We start from the raw sequence: 17,328 nt of genomic DNA, 5'->3' as shown, positions 1-17,328 counted from the left end.
TTTAGGATATATCTATATTGATCAAAGTAAATCTATAAACTATGACTGTGAAGTCTTTTTTTGGATCCGCGATGATAGTACTGAGCTAAAAATTTACTTTATCTAACAGTTTTAATTGGCTCGAAACCAGATTGCCTTTTTCAAGAATCATATTTCTTGTCAGGTAAATTCGCCCTATTGTAAACGTCGCTACTTTAAAGGAGTAATAATGAAGGTTGTGCTGTATTTTTTGCTTTATTTGATATCATTTTATGCTTCGGCAGATATAAACTTTATCAAAGTGAATGGTTATAGCGTTGAGTACGAGATAAAAGGAAATGGGAAAAATATTATTTTTCTAGAAGCAGGAGGATCAGCAGGTTTATCCGATTGGGATCCTATCTTTAAGAAGTTATCAAAAAAAGCCAAAGTTATTCGCTACTCAAGAATTGGAAATGGTGGCTCAGAAAAAATCAGAAAAAACTACACTTCAGAAGAATATGCTCAAGAAGCGTCTTTACTTCTCGCAGCTTTAAAAATAGAGCGACCTATCGTTTATGTAGCTCATTCATACGGAGCTTACATAGCTAGAAGATTTTCTGCAACTTACCCTGAAAAAGTCGCTGCGCTTATGTTAATCGAGCCAGCTTCAGAACATGATGTTGATATAATGCGCAGAATTGATCTGGAATTAGCTGAAAAGCAAATAGCTCAAGTAAAGTTAGATGATTTAGCAAATGGAATGTCTAATCAGTACCTAGATTTTTGGTCAAAACGGCCTTTACCAGATTACCCCGAAATTCCCGATATTCCAGTAACCGTTATAGCGTCCACAAAAAAGTTTAATGATCCCAAGCTGTTATTTTTTACAGATCAAGCGCGGGATATGTGGGGCAAATTGCATTCAGTTTGGGCAAATACATTCCCACAAGGGAAAGCTGTATTAACAAATAAAAGTTATCACTATCCACAAAATGATGAGCCAGACATGGTCGTAGCAGAAATACTAAAATTACTGTCACGTATCGAGCAGTAAAAACCAAAAAAGCCACGGTAAACGTGGCTTTGTTGGATAAAGCTTAAACTTTTACTGTTCTATTATAAGAACTGACCTAGCGCTTTAACTTGGTCTAACATGCGGTTTGAGAAACCCCACTCGTTATCGTACCAAGCCATTACTTTAACAAGCTTACCATCTACTTTAGTTTGCGTAGAATCGAAGATTGAAGACGCTGGGTTGTGGTTAAAGTCGATAGAAACAAGCGGTAGTTCGTTGTATTCAAGAATACCTTGCATTGCACCTTCTGATGCAGCTTTAACGACTTCGTTGATTTCTGCTGCAGTTGTTTCACGCTTAGCAACGAACGTTAAGTCTACTAAAGAAACGTTGATTGTTGGAACGCGAACTGCCATGCCGTCAAGTTTACCCGCAAGTTCAGGAAGCACTAAGCCAACCGCTTTAGCTGCACCGGTTTTAGTTGGGATCATTGACTGAGTTGCGCTACGTGCACGGTATAAGTCTGGGTGATAAACGTCAGATAAGTTTTGATCGTTTGTGTAAGCATGAATGGTTGTCATGCTACCTTGCTCGATTCCTACTGTGTCGTTGATTGCTTTTGCAATCGGTGCTAAACAGTTTGTTGTACACGATGCGTTTGAAATGATGTTGCTGTCAGCGTTTAAAACTTCGCTGTTAACACCATGAACAACCGTTGCATCCATATCAGTACCAGGCGCAGAAACGATTACTTTTTTAGCACCCGCTTCAATGTGTTTAGCCGCTGCGTCACGTGAAGTGAATAAACCCGTACATTCTAATACGATATCGACGTTTAATTCCTTCCAAGGAAGGTTTGCAGGATCACGCTCTTGCGTAAGGGTAATTTCATCATTACCAATTAGCATGGTGTTTTCAGCAAGTGTTACTTTTTGAGAAAATTGACCGTGTACTGAGTCAAATTGAGTTAAATGCGCGTTAACATTTGCTGGTGCTAAATCGTTGATAGCAACAATTTTGATTTCGTTGTTTTGAGCTGACTCATAAAGAGCACGTAATACGTTACGACCGATACGTCCATAGCCATTAATTGCAACATTAATCATTCTAATATCTCCCGTTAATTATTTTACTTCACTTGCTTGGCGAGCAAGCGCTTCAATGGCTTGCCAGTCTTTGTTTTCAATAAGTTGTTTATCTAACATCCAAGTACCACCTACGCAGATTACGTTTTTAAGTGCTAGGTAGTTAGGCGCTGTTTCAAGGCTAATGCCGCCAGTTGGGCAGAAAGTCACTTGCGGTAAAGGGCCACCAATTGATTTAAGCATTGCTGTACCACCTGCCGCTTCTGCAGGGAAAAACTTTAAGAACTTAAAGCCTTGGCTTGCTAATTTCATTACTTCACTTGGTGTTGCTGCACCGGGTAAAAATGGAATATCAGACTCTTTAGCCAGTGCTAATAATTCGTCGTTTACACCTGGGCTAACCATAAAATCAGCACCAGCTTCTACAGATGCATTAAATGTCGCTTTATCAATAACAGTGCCTGTGCCTACGTATGCTTCAGGTACAGCTTCTTTCATAAGCTTTACTGCTTCTGCCGCAATCGGCGTTCGCAAAGTAATTTCTAATGCTTTTAAGCCACCGTTATAAAGCGCACGTGCAAGGGGTGCTGCATCTTCAAGTTTTTCGATAACAACAACCGGTACCACAGGTGCCGATGATAAAATTTTCTCAATGCTCATTGTATGTTCCTCATAGCCCAGTAACGGCGTATTATTATTCTAAACCGAAGGCGCTAGCGCCAAGGTCTGCACTACTTACTATATTTCTGAAACCTGCGAATAATTCTCGGCCTGTACCATATGTTTGGCTTGGTTGGCTAAGTTGTAATTCACGTTTTGCTAATTCTTCATCGCTTACGTGTACTTTTAATACACCCGCTGGTGCATCAAGTGTCACTAAATCACCTTCGTGAATTTTTGCGATTACACCACCTTCAACAGCTTCAGGTGCTAAGTGGATTGCTGCAGGAACTTTACCTGATGCGCCCGACATACGACCGTCTGTCACAATAGCTACTTTGTAGCCTTGATCTTGGAGTGTTGCCATTACTGGCGTTAATTTATGAAGCTCAGGCATGCCTTTCGCTTTCGGACCTTGCTCTTTAATTACAGCAATAAAGTCGGTGTTTAATTCACCACGGCTATACGCTTCTTGTAACTCGCCTTGTGAGCTAAATACTTTAGCTGGCGCAGAAACAACCTGATGTGACTCAGCCACTGCAGATACTTTAATAACCGCTTTACCAAGGTTACCTGTAAGAAGCTGTAAACCACCCTGCTTGCTAAACGGGTTATCAATCGGGCGTAAAACTTCTTCATCGTGTGACTTTTCAGGACACGCTACCCATTTAACTTTGCTTGGGCCTGTGCTGTTAGTCATGATCACTGATGAATCTTTATCTAACATTGGCTCTGTGGTGTAAGCTTCAAGGCCATCACCAACAATCGTTTTCACGTCGTTGTGTAGGTAACCTTTGCTAAGTAGTTGCTTCATTAGGAAGCCCATACCACCAGCAGCTTGGAAGTGGTTCACATCTGCTGAACCATTCGGGTAGATGCGTGTAAGAAGTGGCACAACTTCAGATAAGTCAGCCATGTCTTTCCATGTAAGGATCACACCCGCTGCTTTAGCAATTGCTACTAGGTGGATTGCGTGGTTTGTTGAACCGCCTGTTGATAACAAGCCGACTAAACCATTAATAATTGTTTTTTCACTCACTACGTCTGCAAGGCAGTTAGCATCTTTTGTTTCGATTAACTGCTTTAACATGGTTTCTACAGCATGACCTGTTAAACCATCACGTAGTTCTGTGTATGGGTTAATGAAAGAGCTACCAGGTAAATGTAGACCCATGATTTCCATTAACATTTGATTCGAGTTTGCTGTACCGTAGAAAGTACAAGTACCGGCACTGTGATACGACGCGCTTTCTGCTTCTAACAGCTCTTCGCGACTTACTAGGCCTTGTGCAAACTTTTGACGTACGCGGGCTTTTTCTTTATTCGGGATACCCGATTGCATTGGACCTGCTGGTAAGAAATACGTTGGTAAATGACCAAATGATAAGGCACCAATTAAAAGTCCTGGGACAATCTTGTCACATACACCTAAACAGAAAACACCGTCAAACACGTCGTGCGATAAAGAAACCGCAGTCGACATTGCAATCACATCACGTGAAAACAATGACAGTTCCATACCATCACGGCCTTGTGTTACACCGTCACACATTGCAGGTACACCACCAGCAACTTGTGCTGTTGCATCGTACTTGGTTGCAAGGCTTTTAATGATTTCTGGATAATCTTTGTAAGGTACATGCGCTGAAAGCATGTCGTTATAAGCGTTGATGATAGCTAGGTTTGGTTGCTCGTCAGCTTTTAAACGAGCTTTGTCATCGCTGCTACAAGCAGCCATAACGTGTGCAATATTACCACAGCCTAAACCTGCACGAACTCTTGTTTGTTTTTTTGCGTGCGCGATTCGCTCTAAATAAGCTTGGCGGGTCTCTTTACTACGTTCAATAACGCGGTCGGTGACTTCTTGGATACGAGGATGCAACATAAAATTCGACTCATCTCTATAGTTAGAGGATAAAGGCTCAGTAACAATTACAGACTCCACGAATATAACTGTACTGAGCATCTTTGATTTACCCGTTCAAAGGTACGCTATCAGGCTGTCTCTCACAACCAACCTGACACCGGTGTCACTGTATTAACTCATGACTGTGACACCGGTGTCAACCCTATCTGTTAAATTTAGTTTAATTTTTTTAAATGACCAAATAATGAACAATTTAATTTTAGTAGAATATGAGGATATTTCATGTTTATATCTACTTATAACGACTTAGATAAAGCTTACACATTGCCAAATTTATTATTTATAAACAGCAACTTAAATTAAAGTCCGCTCTTTTCTAGCTTCAAAATAAAAAAGCCCGAGAACGCGTCACTCATTCTCGGGCTACTGTGAAAAATATGATGAAATTTATTTAATTGCGGCTGTTGATTCGCGAGTAATTAGCTTTGCTTCAAGTGTCACTTGATAAGGTGACTCTTGTGGTTCACTAATATGTGTAATTAATTGCTTGACTGCTTGTTGTGTCATTTCTTCAACTGGCTGTGCGATGGTGGTTAAGCCTGGCCAAATATGACGGGCAATAGGTGCATTATCAAAACCTGCAATAGAAATATCGTCTGGCACTTTCAATTGCATTTGCGTAGCTAACTTTAATACCGCTGCTGCCATGTAGTCATTTGAAGCAAAGACTGCCGTTGGCCTAGGATTTAAATCTAAAATAGTACGGGCACTATCAACACCAGAATGATAACTAAAGTTACCTTCTTCGACTAAACGCTCATCAAATTCAATGCCGTTTGAGGCAAGTGCACGGCGGTAGCCTTTAAAACGTTGTTCTGTAGCACTATGATCTGGGTGACCTTTAATAAACGCAATTTCTTTGTGACCAAGCTTAATTAGATGCTCAGTTATTTCAAAAGCGCCCTGCTCGTCATTACTTCGTACAGAAATAGAATCATCTTCAAGGGTGGCTGAGGCTACACGAGCATACGGGATCTTTTTCGACTTTAAAAAACTCACTAATTGAGGAAAGTCCGAAAAAGGTGGAGTTAAAACGATACCATCTAAACGAGAGGTTTGAATTAACTGCTCAATGTTACTAATTAACTCTTCGCCACGTAACTCACAAGGATGGATCAATAAGTTGTAATTAAGTTCATGACACGCCGCTAAAGCACCTGTTTGCACACGGGTAATGTAACTTTTACTTGGGTTGTCGTATAAGCAACCAATTATGAAACTGCGATTTTGTGCTAAACCACGGGCAATAGGATTAGGCGTGTAATCTAACTCTTTAAATACTTTTAGTACCTTTTCGCGCGTTGCATCACTCACGTTTGGCTCATTATTCAGCACGCGAGAGACTGTTTTCTTAGAAACACCAGCATGGCTGGCAACACTGTTGATGGTAACTTTTTTCATCCGCTCTTAATCCAACTGCAAATTACGCGTTACTGTTTACATGTAAACACGCAGCAGCACCAATGAATGGAATGTTGTCTTGTGTTACTAGTGTAACAGGGATCTGTGAAGTATATTGCGACATAATACCTTTGTCTGCAAAACGCTCAATAAATCGACTAGATAATAGACGTTGTTGCATGCGTGGTAAAATACCACCACCAATAAATACACCACCTAATGCACCAAATGTAAGTGCTAAATCGCCGGCTACGCTGCCAATCCAATCACAAAACTGATTTAATGTCGCATCACACACTTCGCATTGGCCTGTAGTGGCTAATTCACTAATTTGCGCTGCATCTAAATTTTTAGCTTCAACACCTTTTACCGCAGCCATAGCACGATACAAATGCGCAATACCTGGGCCTGAGAACACTGTCTCTACTGACACATGATTTAATTGTTTTTTAAGCTCAGTGATTAAAAGGCGGTCTAATTCTGTTACTGCGGCAAGGGTAATATGACCCGCTTCGCAGCTAAGTACTGCGCTGCCTTGAGAGGTACGCACTAAGCACGCTGCACCAAAACCAGTGCCTGGGCCCATTACTGCAATATTTGCATTTTCATCTGCTTGACCTGCCTTAACGGCCATATTTTGCGAATCGTCTAAATATGGTGCTGCATAAGCAAATGCGGCAAAGTCGTTGATAACTTCAAGTTGCTCAAATGAAAACTCAGCTTTTAAATCTGCAACGTTAAAGTGCCAGCCAAGGTTTGTTAAGTGAACTTGGCCTGCTTTTATAGGGCCCGCTACCGCTAAACATGCACGCTTAGGCTTTGGAAACGATATTTGACTGAAATACTGATTAATTGCACTTTCTAAAGAACCAAAATCAGCACTTGGGAATGTTAAATTATGCTTTATAACAAACTGATTTGTTTGCGTATTAAAGTCTGTGATTAAAGCGAAACGAGCGTTAGTGCCGCCGATATCGGCAACAAGAATAGGAGCGAATTCTGTAGTTGTCTGTGTGTTCATGTTGTTTTCTCTATTTGTCTAAGCTATTGCCGCTTATTTTTCTAGTTTTCAATGGCAAAGCCACTGTGTCTGCTAAACTTTGGGTCGTTGCCTCAAAGAAGCTATCTTTTGTATTAAAAAAATGCTGCCCAAATGAATGGGCAGCCAAATACGTTTTGACAACAAAATGATAAAACAGTGACATTATGACACCGGTGTCAGATTCGAATCAATAAAAATTTTCATTATTTGTGAATGCATACGTATTTTATTAAAAAACTCACGCCTTAAGTGCTAAAAATCAACAAAATGCACAGAAATAACACCTATTAGCTCTGAGTTTTGCTTGTAATTAACCACTCGTCACAAATAGCTTGAAAAAAATATTAAATAGCCGAAAATGGCAATTACTACTTATGTTATTTGGTAACAATATGAAAGGTAAGGCGACATCTTTTGACATTGCACATTATGCGGGTGTGTCACAGTCAACCGTGTCTCGCGCATTAAGAAACAGCCCTTTGGTCAACGAAGAAACGCGTAGACGTGTTCATGAGGTAGCAAAACAGCTCAACTATAAAGTTGATAAAAATGCCAGTAACCTAAGAACACAACAAAGTAGCACCCTCGCCCTTTTGTTATTTGAAGATCCAACCTCAGATGAATCACAAATAAACCCTTTCTTTTTGGCGATGCTTGGTAGTATTACCAGAGCGTGTGCGAAAGAAGGCTATGACTTGCTTGTTTCGTTTCAATCAAGCAGCTCAGATTGGCAAGCTGATTATGAAGATAGTCACCGTGCCGATGGCTTAATCTTATTGGGTTATGGGGATTACCTCGATTATCAACCCAAATTTAAAACCTTAATTGACCAACACACTAAGTTTGTCTGCTGGGGTGCAAGCGTCGATAACCGCCCTGACTTAACAGTGAGCTGTGATAATTATGGTGGTGGTAAGTTAGCGGCAGAGCATTTATTAGCAACAGGCAGAACGGATTGTGCTTTTATTGGTGATGCCTCTGAGCATAGCCCTGAGTTTTTTGCCCGTTACCAAGGCTTTAAGGATGCATTTTTAGCCAAAGGTGTGACCCTTAACGAACGTAAAATGGCTAATGCCATTTCTACAGAAGAATCAGGCTATCATGCTACTCGATCATTGATTGCCAATAATATTCGTTTTAACTCTTTATTTGCAGCCAGTGACCTTATTGCTATTGGTGCTATTCGCGCCTTGAAAGAAGCAAAAATAAAAGTTCCTGACGATGTTCACGTTGTCGGTTTTGATAACATTGCTGTTGCCAGCTTTGTTAATCCGCCTCTTACTACTGTTCAGCAAGACACCACTCTTGCGGGGCAAATGTTAGTTGATAATCTACTTAAGCTTATTCGTGGTGAACAAGTAGAAAATACGCTTTTACCGCCTCGTTTAATTATTCGCGGTTCGAGTGTTTAACCCTTAGCGATAACGCCACAGTTATCGCTATCTGCTCTGCAAACTAGGCTTTTATTTATTAAAATCCCTTTTTTTTCGATTTACCCAAGACTATTACTTCGAAAAAGCAGATAATTACACCTATTATGATGAAAATGCTTATCTGGCTGTATAAAGCTTCAGATAGCAATGCGCACAAAGGTGGAATTTTTTAATGGAAATTAAAGTTAATTTTCTCGACAACCTCAGACTTGAAGCCAAGTTTGATGATTTCTCTGTCATTGCAGACCAACCTATTCGCTATAAGGGTGATGGCACTGCACCAAGTCCATTCGATTATTTCTTAGCGTCTTCTGCATTGTGTGCGGCTTACTTTATTAAAGTGTATTGTAATTCACGCGATATCCCGACTGATGGTATTCGTGTGGCGCAAAACAATATCGTTGACCCAGAAGACCGCTATAACCAAATTTTCCAAATTCAGGTTGAATTACCTGAAAGCTTATCTGAAAAAGACCGCACAGGTATTTTACGTTCTGTTGAACGTTGTACGGTAAAACGTGTTATTCAAACTGGGCCAGAGTTTAAAATCGATACTGTAGAAAGTATCGAAGCTGACGCACAAGCAATGCTGATGGCAAAACCAGGTGATGACAGCAACACGTTTATTTTAGGTAAAGATTTACCGCTTGAAGAAACCATCGCAAATATGACGGCCATCCTTGAAGAATTAGGGATGAAAATCGAGATCTCTTCTTGGCGTAATATTGTGCCTAATGTATGGTCACTCCATATTCGTGATGCAGCCTCGCCTATGTGTTTTACTAATGGTAAAGGTGCAACTAAAGAAAGCGCGTTATGCTCAGCATTGGGTGAATTTATTGAGCGCTTAAACTGTAACTTCTTCTATAACGATCAGTTCTTAGGCGAAGACATTGCTAATAGCGAGTTTGTTCATTATCCAAATGAAAAGTGGTTTGCTCTGACTGACGATGACTCTCTACCAGAGGGCATTTTAGATGACTATACCCGTGAAATTTATAATCCAGATGGTGAGCTATGTGGCTCACACCTAATTGATACCAACTCTGGCAATAAAGAACGTGGTATCTGTTCTATTCCTTATGTACGCCACTCTGACGGTGAAACTGTTTACTTCCCATCAAACCTAATCGAAAACTTATTCTTAAGTAATGGTATGAGCGCAGGTAACAACTTTGCCGAAGCAAAAGTACAATGTTTATCTGAAATTTTTGAACGTGCTGTTAAGCGCCAGATCATTGAGCAAGAAATTGTTTTACCAGACGTACCTCAAGAGGTTTTAAACAAATACCCAGGGATTGTTGCAGGTATTAATGGCCTTGAAGAACAAGGCTTTCCAGTTGTAGTAAAAGATGCCTCACTAGGCGGTCAGTTCCCTGTCATGTGCGTAACACTCATGAACCCTAAAACTGGCGGTGTATTTGCTTCTTTTGGTGCACACCCAAGCTTTGAAGTTGCGTTAGAGCGCAGCTTAACTGAGCTATTACAAGGCAGAAGCTTCGAAGGTTTAAACGATGTGCCTAAGCCAACATTTAATAGCATGGCTGTGTCTGAGCCAGAAAACTTTGTAGAACACTTTATTGACTCAACTGGCGTGATTTCATGGCGTTTCTTCAGTGCTAAACACGATTATGAGTTTGTTGAGTGGGATTTCTCTGGCAGCAATGAAGAAGAAACAGCGAGCTTATTCGGTATTTTAGAAAGCTTAGGTAAAGAAGCTTACATTGCTGAGTTCTCAGATCTTGGTACTGCATGTCGTATTTTGGTGCCTGATTACTCAGAAGTGTATCCAGTAGAAGACTTAATCTGGGACAATACCAATAAAGCACTTAATTTCCGCGAAGATATCTTAAATCTGCACCATTTATCAGAAGATCAACTTGCTGATTTAGTTGAGCGCTTAGAACAAAGTGAACTTGATAACTACATTGATATCATCACCTTAATCGGCATTGAGTTTGATGAAAACACAGTGTGGGGTCAGTTAACGATTCTTGAGCTTAAACTACTTATTTACTTAGCACTTGGTGATTTAGAAGCAGCAATGGAGCTTGTTGAAGCTTTCTTACAATATAACGACAATACTATTGTAGAACGTGGCCTATTCTACCAAGCAATGCACGCAACGTTAGAAGTTGCTCTTAGTGATGACCTTGAAATTGAAGATTACATCCACAGCTTTACCCGTATGTTTGGCCAAGAAACAATGGATGCCGTGGTTGGCTCAATCAACGGCGATGTGATGTTTTATGGTCTAACAGAGACCAGCATGAAGCTTGAGGGATTAGATAGACACCTTCGTTTAATCGAAAGCTATAAAAAACTACATACTGCTCGCGCTAAAAAAGCCGGGTTATAAAATCCATACCCCCCTCAAATTCACACTTTGAGGGGGGAAGAATACTATCTACATTTAATTTTTTTTGAGTACATCATTTTCTTTAGATACATTAAATCTCTCGCAGCCCCCCGAAATTCTTTTAATAATGACATACTATATTTAATTTCAAATGTAGACTCCGGGATAAAAGCATAGTTTATGCTGGATAGATTTTTACTTTCTATTGCCCTTCTCAATTCTTCATTATTTACTTTTTCGTCACCAAATAACGACCTGATGATAACATTTTCTTTTGGTACAGAATCACGTACTTTTTGTAGGTTAAATCTTTTTTTATGACTTTTTATTTTTTCATTCAGTTTTATTGAGCTAGTATTTTTATCTTGGAATGAAATTTTCAATACTCTTCGGTAATTATTATTTTTATTCGGGCTAGCTCTGTGAAATGCAGTTCTATTAAATAAAAAAGAATGTCCTCTTTTACCTGTTATACTGTAAAATTTTGAGCTCTTAAACAATCTAGGAAGATAACCTAACTTTTTTGTGCAAACTTCAAATGCACCATCATTGGCACCTACATCAGTTAGATATACAAAAAGGCTTATATGCTGAATACCTCCCTTTTCAAAATCATGAATACAGTCTATGTCTCTATGCCAACCGTCTAAAAAGTTGTCCCCTGCTATATGTGATTTTTGAGACTTACCATCAATTTCATATGAATGACAATGATAAAGAATTGGATTGGGCATTAGCTTATAAATTAATGATATTAAGCTTGGGTTAAAAACATCGTAAAGAACCCCTAAATCAAGCATATCTAAAGCATCTACATAGCGTCTAGATTGATTCTGCTGTAAGAATAATTGATCAAATTTAGTATTCAAATACTCTATGGTTTCATCTGAATAGATTGGTTCAATTGCGACAAAAGAATCTTTAGTAAGCTTTTCAGCTAATGTTGATTTAACTGTAAACTTACTAAGCATATCTATACATTCCAAAAATCAAACAGACAAGAAATATAGAACCATAAATAGTAATAAATTCACTCAACGAATATATGCCTATTAATGATGTTATTAATGTTAATACTAAGGCTATTACACCAAAGCTCTCTTTGATACGTTTTTTCATAATTCCCTTCACTTATCGAATTGTTCCTTTTTTGCACTTAAAAAGATTGAAACTGACAATTTTACTTGAAGCTTTTTATAAAAATGCTCAGCATAAGTTATAGGTACAAAATACCTTAAATTATTATAAAAACAAAATTTATTCCATATTCTTAATACAAAGAGCTATAAACTTTAACAAATAACGAACAATGCACGCTGTTATAGCAAAAACACGAGGTTATAAAATGCAAGACGATAGCAATTGCTTATGGCTTAATTCTGATACAGGAAAAACTATTTGCTAAGATTTGGTTCAAATCGATAGTGACCTGTAATTTTATAGTTAAATAACATATCTTCCATTTTCGGCCCCCAGCCAATGTTATGAACAATGAGAGGTCTTAATTTATCTTCAGATAGCTCATCTGTAACAATGCCGATATGAGGCCTATTATTAGGTAAAACCCAAGTCACAATATCACCAGCTTGGTAATCAGCAGCTGTTTTGCTAATAACTTTTCTTGTGCCAAATTTTTCAAAAAACACTTGCAGGTTAGGTACCCTTCGGTGGTCAATGTTGGTATCTGGTTTGGTCAAGCCCCAAATTCGCTTTGAAGGATATAAGGTAAAGTTGTCGCGCATATCTTCATGTACAAGCGCCTGTAAATCAATTCCTAAAGCTCTATAGCTGCGAATTATCACATCGGTACACACACCTATATTTTTTGGTACATCGCCATTGGGGTAGTCAATTTTTCGATAACTGCCGTTATAAACTACAACGTGTTCAGTACGCTCTTTCGCAGCTTTGACTAATTTTGCTTGAAAGCTTTGTGCTTGCGTATTAAACGCAATCAATGAAAATAAAATTAAGGCTGTTTTTATCATTTACAAACTCCATTTGGAAAAATAATACAGTACTTCACAGGCTACAAAATGCTACACGATTTCAACATTGCAGTTTCCAGTTTTTCCCTCAAGTAAAAAATTCTAACGCACTGTTTTAAAATATATAAATGAATAACTCAAGCTAAATACATACAACGATGTTATTTCAGGTTGTTACCTTGATATTGTTTTTATAGCTAGTCATTGATAAATTAATAATTAATTAAAACATGACAAGTTTATAAATGGACTTTATACGTTTTTTTATCACCTTATGTGCTTTATTTATTGCTTCATTCAGCCATTCAGTTTCAGCTAAATTGCTGATAGGTGTATCAAGTGAAAATGGCGAATCTTTAAAGTACTACCGTAAACAATTTCATGGTGAATTAAAGTCAGCATATAGCTGTGTTATTAATCATCTCGAATCCGACTTTGACGTTATTACAGTACCGCAAGCTCGTTTAATTAAAATGTTAAAAAATAATGAAGTAGATATCGCTATGCCATTATTACTGCTTCCTCAAAGAGATCTATTTGCGACTCGTTCAAAAACAATTTATCAAGTTGGTTACCAGCTCATAATCCAGGCAAATGAAACAGATTTAAGTATTAAAAATTTACGCAAGCAGGCATTATTACAAGGCATAGCATATAAGCGCGGTACTGGTGCGCGCACCTTAATACTTAAATATTTAGACATTGATGAAAATGAAATACTAAGCCATGAGCAACAAGTTAATACATGGCAACAAGCTGTTGAGTTTGTAGCTAAAAACAGAGCTGGTATTACAGCCCTACCCACTGTAATTGCAAAAGATATCGAGCCTCACCACTTTGATGGCGTTACACGCATAAAAATGCCAGACCACCAATTAGGCCTCTATATGTCAACACGTTTTGCCAAAAGCGCTGAAGCAACTGTAATCAATGATGCATCTAAAACCTGTAAAGAACTTAGATAAACGATTAATTAGTTATTTTTCTCAGTATTAAGTTCGGCTAAACGGCTTTCAACTTGCATCCGCTCTTGCTCTGTTAGTTCGCCATAGAACTTAGGATATGGCCAGCCATAACCCCAGCGAAAGCTGGTTGGTAAAAAAGGTGTACCACCCACTCTGACACCAGCAAGCATCAATACCGCAATCTCTTTCTCACCTACTTTTGCAACACACTCTTTTAAATCGACATCAGCTTGCTCACGTTGCTTGAAAGTACCGCCTTGCCAATATGCGAGATCATGGGCTGTACAGCAAGACAACCACAAGTTTTTATGTTCTATAGTTCCATCAGGGAAAGAGCTGCAACCATCACTGCTGAAGGGTTTTAATTTTGCATTAGCAACACTTAAGAAAGGGTAAGTAAGTAGCATTAGAAAAACAAAGCGAAGCATGTGTTTCATTGTTTTTGAGCTCATAGTTAATTTTCAATATTATAAACAGAGCCTTCACAACGCATTGATTTATAGCACTGATATGTATTTGACGTAGTATAACATTGAGAAAAAACTATACCATTACCACCCATTTTATGTGCTTTAACTTTTAAAGAATCTTGTAAAGTACCTTTTATATTGGAAGGATTGTAATAATAAGCATCTTCAGGGATAAGAGAGTCATTTTTTTCGTGACAAAAGTTCGATTCTACATTACCTAAATAGGTTGATCTAAAGTTGAAAATTTCTCGATCGTTATAAACCTGGACTTGTTCACCTCTTCCTCTGTTTTCGGCGTCAGCAATAATATAATTACCGAAGTTAGAATTAATAGAGCAAGAACATTGTAAAATCAGTAATAATATAAGTGAAATTCTTTTTAGCATATTAATTAAATTCCCTTTACTTTTAATTTAAACAAAGCTACTTAACCTGAGCAAAACCTCTATTTTTAAAAAATAGTGCAATTTTTGCTTTTACTTAAATAGGTGTTTTTCTCAGACAATTATATTTGCATAATGCTAAAATATCACACTATTTGAAAATTAATGTAAAAAAGTGCAAAACAAAAAAAACCGCCAAGTGTTAATCGGCGGTTTCATCATATGAAGCTGAATTATTTCAATGCGTCTTCAACAACTGGGTAATGGTCCCACACATGTTTATCGCTCACTGAGCGAAGTAACTTGATATATTCAGCGTGAGTCCAAGCAAGTGGTGTCGCTGAGTTTGTCCCCTCACCTAACTGATAGCCTGCTTTATTATTACCAACGCCATCCCAAACTTGCTCAGGTAACATCATGCCTTCATTAGCAAATGCTTCCATGCCTTTTACATAGGTGTCTTTAATCGCTTGTTGCTTCATCGCATCAAGGCTATTGGTTGCGTTTGCCGCAGCGATTTCGTAGTGACCACGCTCACCGGTGAAAAACGGCCAAACACGACCACGTTGACCTGGAGTGTTATTGCCACCTTCAGCATAGTTGTTACCTGTCACTTCATCTTCACCGTAACCATCGTTACCATAACGACGGTAGCCTGGGAATGAACCCGAACCATCAGCAAAGTTAAAGGTGTAGCGCACTTGCAGGTTATCAACTAAGGTTTCGTCATCATACTCTGGTAAAGTTTTTACAATGCTTGGAGCAAGTGCATCACGCACACCATAGCGAACAAGCTCTAAGAAACCGCCATCAAGGATTTGCTTTTTATCAAAGCCTTTACGACCGTTATTAGCATTAAGTGTGGTTGATGAGTTTGGATCTTTGTCTTGACCGATTCGGATGAAATATTCACCATCACTGTTTTCAGACTTAAGGTTACCTTGAGTCGTAAACATCGTGCTTTCAATTTCACTGTTGTAGGTTTTAGCCGTTGCTAGATAACGCTCTGCATTTTTAGTGTCACCTGCTTTTTTAGCAATATCAGCAGCCGTTACTAGGCCTGCAACTACCGCAGCTGTTGTTGAAGGAGAAAAACCATTTTGCTCTTCCCAGCGCTCTTGTTGCGTTGCTGGTGGTGTAATTTGTGTGTCGTTCCAAAGAATTTTCGCAACGCCACCATCAACTAAGAAATCAGCCGCTGGTTTTAACATTTTGCCATACCAATCTGTCAGCTCTTGATCGCTAAGTACGCCAGCTTGGTGTAGTTTCCACGCTAACATAATCGGCATTGCTGTTTGATCAAGCTGAACAGCTACCCATTCAAGCTCACCATCAACGTGCGTTTTTTGTAAGAACCAGCCCGTGTCACCACCATTGCCTGGCGTGCTGTCCGTCACTTGTACTTTTTCTAGATATTCAAACGCCGTTTTAGCTGTACGTGTATCACCCATAGCCATAAATGCCATAGCAACTTGATAGAAATCACGCACCCAAACGGCTTTATAACCAGTAGAACCAGTTTTAGCCGAAACCGTTTCACCCCAAGGGTTAGAAAGTGACGCAATTAAAGCACCTGCATGAGTTTTATCTTCTTGCGCTTTTAATACCATGGCGCTGGTATATAGCAATTTACCATTATCAGCAGTGCTGTTAGTTAATGTGCTCAAAGGTTCAAGGCTTGCTAAGTAATCTTGCCAACCAATTGCCGCACCTTCGCCGTTATAAGCAGCAAGCACTTTTTGGTAACCTTGGTTTAAACTTGTTTGACCTTCTTTTAAGCTTGCAGCTTCAGAATTACCAAAGCTTAAAGCTAAATCAAAGGTGGTGTTTTTAGATACTTCGCCAAGCTCTGCAAGTAAGCTTACATTACCCGACTTATCACCGGTATTTTGGTAAGTCGTTGAGAGTGATTGCGATGCTTTTAACTCTTTTAAGCCATCACTCACACCTGTAAAGCCAACACTTGCCTTTTTAAATGGTTGAGCGGCTTGTAAAGATAAAAAGTTATCATCTTGCCAAGCAACTAGACCTTTGTCGGTCACTTTTGCGAAATCGTCTAAACCGTTGTTATCAATGTAAGGATTTACATTAACGTAGGCTTTCACACCTTCAAGGTCAGTATTAAACACGCTACGAACAAACAATGTTTGCCCGTTAGGATCTGTAAAAATGTGTTTTTCTAGGGTGAACCGGCCTTGTTTATCTTTACTTACCACTTTGTACGCAAGCGATAATGGACGACCCGCGTCGTCTTTATATAAATAATCAATGCTAACATCCAGATCATCGTTTTCTGTTACGGTAAAGTCTTTACCAACTACAACAAACTGCATATCTTTGATTTGTGCTTGGTGAATTAAACCAAACATAGTTTCGGTGATCATGCCTTTAGCGATTGAAAACCAAACTTTTGATACTTTGCCAGTAGCAGCTGCATCGCTATAGTGGCCGTCTTGGTATTGCTCGTAAGAGGTACCAATACCCGTTTTACCTGAGTAAGCCCAAAAAGGCTCAACACCCGGAGCACCTGGCGCAGACACCTGCTCAACTGCTGTATTAACTGATTGCTCTGAACTACAAGCTGTTAAACCTAACGCTAAAAAACTTGCGGTAATAAGATTAAATTTTTTCATGGTGTG

14 protein-coding genes are annotated in these 17,328 nt (G+C 39.0%); 4 read left to right on the top strand and 10 right to left on the bottom strand.

The window, feature by feature from the left end:
• Positions 1-208 precede the first annotated feature (208 nt).
• The gene (locus tag NH454_RS05085) at positions 209-1,015 is read left to right on the top strand and encodes an alpha/beta hydrolase (protein ID WP_253038408.1); all 807 of its coding nucleotides are present in this window, start codon (positions 209-211) and stop codon (positions 1,013-1,015) included.
• A 62-nt stretch (positions 1,016-1,077) separates the two neighbouring features.
• Here NH454_RS05085 and gap read toward each other — a convergent pair whose 3' ends face one another.
• The 5 genes from gap to glk form a co-directional block, all read right to left on the bottom strand.
• Complete coding sequence (gene gap, locus NH454_RS05080; RefSeq protein ID WP_253038407.1) at positions 1,078-2,082, bottom strand: type I glyceraldehyde-3-phosphate dehydrogenase; 1,005 nt, start codon at positions 2,080-2,082, stop codon at positions 1,078-1,080.
• A gap of 18 nt (positions 2,083-2,100) precedes the next feature.
• The gene (locus NH454_RS05075; RefSeq protein WP_063705675.1) at positions 2,101-2,721 is read right to left on the bottom strand and encodes a bifunctional 4-hydroxy-2-oxoglutarate aldolase/2-dehydro-3-deoxy-phosphogluconate aldolase; all 621 of its coding nucleotides are present in this window, start codon (positions 2,719-2,721) and stop codon (positions 2,101-2,103) included.
• Between the two features lie 34 nt (positions 2,722-2,755).
• Entirely contained in the window at positions 2,756-4,606 is a 1,851-nt protein-coding gene (gene edd, locus NH454_RS05070; RefSeq protein WP_138557611.1) for a phosphogluconate dehydratase, read from the bottom strand.
• Positions 4,607-5,035: 429 nt separating this feature from the next.
• Positions 5,036-6,049: a LacI family DNA-binding transcriptional regulator gene (locus tag NH454_RS05065; RefSeq protein ID WP_135924926.1), complete on the bottom strand. Its 1,014-nt coding sequence runs from the start codon at positions 6,047-6,049 to the stop codon at positions 5,036-5,038.
• 22 nt (positions 6,050-6,071) lie between these two features.
• Entirely contained in the window at positions 6,072-7,070 is a 999-nt protein-coding gene (gene glk / locus NH454_RS05060; RefSeq protein ID WP_135924929.1) for a glucokinase, read from the bottom strand.
• A 413-nt stretch (positions 7,071-7,483) separates the two neighbouring features.
• On the opposite strand from glk, the gene NH454_RS05055 reads away from it, so the two are divergent.
• On the top strand, positions 7,484-8,503 hold the full coding sequence (locus tag NH454_RS05055; RefSeq protein ID WP_135924931.1) for a LacI family DNA-binding transcriptional regulator: 1,020 nt from the start codon (positions 7,484-7,486) through the stop codon (positions 8,501-8,503).
• Between the two features lie 193 nt (positions 8,504-8,696).
• Positions 8,697-10,883, top strand: a complete 2,187-nt coding sequence (locus tag NH454_RS05050) for an OsmC domain/YcaO domain-containing protein (protein ID WP_253038405.1) — start codon at positions 8,697-8,699, stop codon at positions 10,881-10,883.
• 44 nt (positions 10,884-10,927) lie between these two features.
• On the opposite strand, the gene NH454_RS05045 is transcribed toward NH454_RS05050, so the two are convergent.
• Positions 10,928-11,854 (bottom strand): hypothetical protein, encoded by a 927-nt coding sequence (locus NH454_RS05045; protein ID WP_253038403.1) that lies wholly within the window; start codon positions 11,852-11,854, stop codon positions 10,928-10,930.
• 423 nt (positions 11,855-12,277) lie between these two features.
• Complete coding sequence (locus tag NH454_RS05040) at positions 12,278-12,871, bottom strand: DUF1287 domain-containing protein (RefSeq protein ID WP_253038401.1); 594 nt, start codon at positions 12,869-12,871, stop codon at positions 12,278-12,280.
• Between the two features lie 245 nt (positions 12,872-13,116).
• On the opposite strand from NH454_RS05040, the gene NH454_RS05035 reads away from it, so the two are divergent.
• Positions 13,117-13,836, top strand: coding sequence for a hypothetical protein (locus NH454_RS05035; protein WP_253038399.1), 720 nt, complete (start codon positions 13,117-13,119; stop codon positions 13,834-13,836).
• A gap of 8 nt (positions 13,837-13,844) precedes the next feature.
• Here NH454_RS05035 and NH454_RS05030 read toward each other — a convergent pair whose 3' ends face one another.
• The 3 genes from NH454_RS05030 to NH454_RS05020 form a co-directional block, all read right to left on the bottom strand.
• Positions 13,845-14,243 carry a hypothetical protein gene (locus tag NH454_RS05030; protein WP_253038458.1) on the bottom strand — a complete coding sequence of 133 codons (399 nt, stop codon included), beginning with the start codon at positions 14,241-14,243 and terminating at the stop codon, positions 13,845-13,847.
• Between the two features lie 47 nt (positions 14,244-14,290).
• Entirely contained in the window at positions 14,291-14,692 is a 402-nt protein-coding gene (locus NH454_RS05025) for a hypothetical protein (protein ID WP_253038397.1), read from the bottom strand.
• A gap of 230 nt (positions 14,693-14,922) precedes the next feature.
• On the bottom strand, positions 14,923-17,322 hold the full coding sequence (locus tag NH454_RS05020) for a glucan 1,4-alpha-glucosidase (RefSeq protein ID WP_253038395.1): 2,400 nt from the start codon (positions 17,320-17,322) through the stop codon (positions 14,923-14,925).
• Positions 17,323-17,328 lie beyond the last annotated feature (6 nt).

This window comes from Pseudoalteromonas sp. Ps84H-4 (assembly GCF_024124645.1).
In the GTDB taxonomy this organism is placed as follows: Bacteria; Pseudomonadota; Gammaproteobacteria; order Enterobacterales; family Alteromonadaceae; genus Pseudoalteromonas; species Pseudoalteromonas lipolytica_C.
Note: the sequence above shows the minus strand (reverse complement) of the source record. Positions and strands in the feature narration are given on the sequence as shown.

Excerpts from the sequence above, each read along its gene's own strand:
- NH454_RS05025 (WP_253038397.1), bottom strand. The coding sequence starts at position 14,692 with ATGCTAAAAAGAATTTCACTTATATTATTACTGATTTTACAATGTTCT.
- NH454_RS05020 (WP_253038395.1), bottom strand. The coding sequence starts at position 17,322 with ATGAAAAAATTTAATCTTATTACCGCAAGTTTTTTAGCGTTAGGTTTA.
- glk (WP_135924929.1), bottom strand. The coding sequence starts at position 7,070 with ATGAACACACAGACAACTACAGAATTCGCTCCTATTCTTGTTGCCGAT.
- NH454_RS05050 (WP_253038405.1), top strand. The coding sequence starts at position 8,697 with ATGGAAATTAAAGTTAATTTTCTCGACAACCTCAGACTTGAAGCCAAG.
- gap (WP_253038407.1), bottom strand. The coding sequence starts at position 2,082 with ATGATTAATGTTGCAATTAATGGCTATGGACGTATCGGTCGTAACGTA.
- NH454_RS05055 (WP_135924931.1), top strand. The coding sequence starts at position 7,484 with ATGAAAGGTAAGGCGACATCTTTTGACATTGCACATTATGCGGGTGTG.
- NH454_RS05030 (WP_253038458.1), bottom strand. The coding sequence starts at position 14,243 with ATGCTACTTACTTACCCTTTCTTAAGTGTTGCTAATGCAAAATTAAAA.
- NH454_RS05040 (WP_253038401.1), bottom strand. The coding sequence starts at position 12,871 with ATGATAAAAACAGCCTTAATTTTATTTTCATTGATTGCGTTTAATACG.
- NH454_RS05075 (WP_063705675.1), bottom strand. The coding sequence starts at position 2,721 with ATGAGCATTGAGAAAATTTTATCATCGGCACCTGTGGTACCGGTTGTT.
- NH454_RS05035 (WP_253038399.1), top strand. The coding sequence starts at position 13,117 with ATGGACTTTATACGTTTTTTTATCACCTTATGTGCTTTATTTATTGCT.
- NH454_RS05045 (WP_253038403.1), bottom strand. The coding sequence starts at position 11,854 with ATGCTTAGTAAGTTTACAGTTAAATCAACATTAGCTGAAAAGCTTACT.
- NH454_RS05085 (WP_253038408.1), top strand. The coding sequence starts at position 209 with ATGAAGGTTGTGCTGTATTTTTTGCTTTATTTGATATCATTTTATGCT.
- NH454_RS05065 (WP_135924926.1), bottom strand. The coding sequence starts at position 6,049 with ATGAAAAAAGTTACCATCAACAGTGTTGCCAGCCATGCTGGTGTTTCT.
- edd (WP_138557611.1), bottom strand. The coding sequence starts at position 4,606 with ATGTTGCATCCTCGTATCCAAGAAGTCACCGACCGCGTTATTGAACGT.